Source organism: Pseudarthrobacter sp. CCNWLW207 (genome assembly GCF_037203945.1).
Lineage (GTDB): Bacteria > Actinomycetota > Actinomycetes > Actinomycetales > Micrococcaceae > Arthrobacter.
Genome location: NZ_JBBCBS010000030.1, coordinates 1 through 2,731, shown reverse-complemented (window position 1 = coordinate 2,731; position 2,731 = coordinate 1). Strand labels below are relative to the sequence as shown.

At 65.0% G+C, this 2,731-nt stretch carries 2 protein-coding genes; both read right to left on the bottom strand.

What is annotated here, in order from left to right:
• Positions 1-102: 102 nt before the first annotated feature.
• Positions 103-2,340, bottom strand: coding sequence for an acetyl/propionyl/methylcrotonyl-CoA carboxylase subunit alpha (locus V9L17_RS21180; protein ID WP_337352790.1), 2,238 nt, complete (start codon positions 2,338-2,340; stop codon positions 103-105).
• 7 nt (positions 2,341-2,347) lie between these two features.
• On the bottom strand, positions 2,348-2,731 hold a 384-nt coding region (locus tag V9L17_RS21175; protein WP_337352788.1), incomplete at its 5' end, for a carboxyl transferase domain-containing protein.

Sequence of the window (2,731 nt, the reverse complement as noted above, 5' to 3'; positions counted from 1 at the left end):
ACACGGGGGCCACTGCGTGGTCCGCGAAGTCCCGTACGGTGTCGCTGAGGTCCTGGTATTCCTCACTGAGTTCAAAACCAGCCATAGTGTTGCTCCTTTTGACTAATGGGTCGGCTCTGCCATGCCTGCTGCGGCGGCAGATTGGGTGGATAAGTCGTCGGCCCGAACGGCATCGCTAGGATGAATTGTTGCGAGCACTTCGTCGACTTTGACCAGGTCACCTGTGCGTGCAGTGATGTGGACGGTGCCATCTAAACTGGCCACCAGTTGGTGCTCCATCTTCATCGCTTCGACCGACAGCAGCAGCTGCCCCTTTGTGACTGTCGTTCCGCTGCTGACGGCTACCGACACCACTGTTCCGGGCATCGGCGCCCGAACCTGCGGATCGGCCGTTCCTTCCTCGCGCCCGATGGCAGCGAGCACGTATCCCAGACGCGATTCCCGGGTGAGAATCTCCAGTCGGCACCCCCACCCGTCGCGCCCAAGGAAGAGTTCCGCCGGGTCTACCAGGTGAGTCTTTGCGGAACCGGTATTGTCCGATAGGGTCCCTTGGGGCTCGCGGGGCTCAGTTCCTGGAACCATCGAATAGACATGGGAGTCACCATCCAGAGTCAGCTGCATCTTGGCATCTCTCAGGGCTCCCAAGGACGCCGTTCGTGCAGAGCCGCCGTTAACGCGCACGTGAGAAGTGGTGGACGCCGTGGTACCAGTGATATGAACTGAGGCCAATACGCCTGCGGAGGTCCTGAGAAACACCCGCCATGGCGCCCGTCGGCCCAATCTCCAGCCGTCGTTCTCGCTCCACGCCCTCTCTCCGCCACGTTGAAGTTCGGGTGGCCTCGGTATAAGTCCCCATATGTACAGCGCGGCGGCAATCAGTTCGGGTTCGGCGATCTGGCGGAAGGTGAGATCCGGCATCTTGCGTTCGATCAGGCCGGTGTCGAGGTGCCCGGCGCGGACGTCGGGGTCGTTGATCAGCAGCCGAAGGTACTCAACATTCGTGTCGATGCCAAGTGCGGTATAGCCGGCGAGCGCCGCGTCCAGGGTGTCCAGGGCAACGGTGCGGTCCGGGCCCCAGGCGATGACCTTGGAAATCATGGGATCGTAGCTGGACGAGATCTCCAGGCCCTCCAGCAGGGCCGAGTCCACACGGATCCTCCCGGCTCCGTGATGGGGCATCTCGTCGAGCAGGAGCACGGTCCCGGTGGACGGCATAAAGTTCCGCTCCGGGATTTCCGCGTAGACGCGCGCTTCGACGGCGTGCCCGTTAAGTTCAACGTCGGCCTGCCGGACAGTCAGTTCCTCACCGGCGGCGATCCGCACCTGCCACTCGACCAGGTCCACGCCAGTAACCATCTCCGTGACCGGGTGCTCCACCTGGAGTCGCGTGTTCATCTCCATAAAGAAAAACTCGTCCGGAGCCTCGTCCGAGACCAGGAACTCAACAGTTCCGGCCCCGCTGTAGTGGACGCTCCGGGCCGCCTGGCAGGCAGCCTCACCGATCCGCGCCCGGGTGGCACCGCCGTCGTTCAATGACTCCAGCAACGGCGACGGCGCTTCCTCGATGACTTTCTGGTGGCGGCGCTGCAGCGAGCACTCACGCTCCCCCAGATGGATCACGTTGCCGTGGTTGTCGGCCAGGACCTGGACCTCGATGTGTCTGGGCATGCGGACCAGCCGCTCCAGGAACAGCGTGTCATCGCCAAAGGCACTGGCGGCGACGCGGCGGGCGGTTTCCAAAGTGGCGGGCAGGTCTGCGGCCCGTTCCACGATGTGCATGCCCTTGCCGCCGCCGCCCGCCGAAGGTTTGATGAGCAGCGGGAAGCCGACGGCGTCCGCGGCCGCGATCAACTGCGCGTCAGTCATGCCCGCTTCGGCGATGCCCGGCACCACCGGAACCCCATAGCCCGCCACGTGATTCTTGGACCGGATCTTGTCACCCATGACGTTCAGGGACTCGACGCCGGGGCCGATGAAGGTGATGCCGGCCGCCTCCAGGGCACGGGCGAAGTCGACATTCTCGCTCAGGAACCCGTAGCCCGGGTGGACCGCCTCGGCGCCGGTCTCGCGGCAGGCCTGGATGATCGCTTCGATCTTGAGGTAGCTCTCGGCGGCGGCCGCCGGGCCGATCCGCACGGCGATGTCGGCTTCGCGCACGTGCCGGGCGCCGGCGTCGGCGTCGGAATAGACGGCCACCGAGCGCATGCCCAAGGCGCGCAAGGTCCGGATCACACGGCAGGCGATCTCACCGCGGTTGGCCACCAGGACGGTGCCGGACAGGGGTTTCCCGCCCCGGGAGGTAGCGGCCTGGGAGATAGTGGTTGGTGAAGGAGTAGTCATTGCTGGCTCACATCCGGAAAAGGCCGAAGGAGGTCTCCGGCAGCGGGGTGCGGGAGACGACGTCGAGCGCCAGCCCCAAAACGGTGCGGGTATCCGCGGGATCGATCACACCGTCATCCCAGAGGCGGGCGGTGGAGTAATAGGGGCTGCCCTGGTCCTCGTACTGTGCCCGGATCGGGGCCTTGAAGGCTTCCTCCTCCTCGGCGGACCATTCCTCTCCGCGGGCCTCGTACTGGTCGCGCTTGACGGTGGCAAGCACGCTGGAGGCCTGGTTTCCGCCCATGACGGAAATCCGGCTAGCCGGCCACATCCACAGGAAGCGCGGTGAGTACGCCCGGCCGCACATGGAGTAGTTCCCTGCACCGAAGGACCCGCCGATCACCACGGTCAG

Coding starts and splice junctions, on each gene's coding strand:
- V9L17_RS21180 (WP_337352790.1), bottom strand. CDS start 2,340: ATGACTACTCCTTCACCAACCACTATCTCCCAGGCCGCTACCTCCCGG.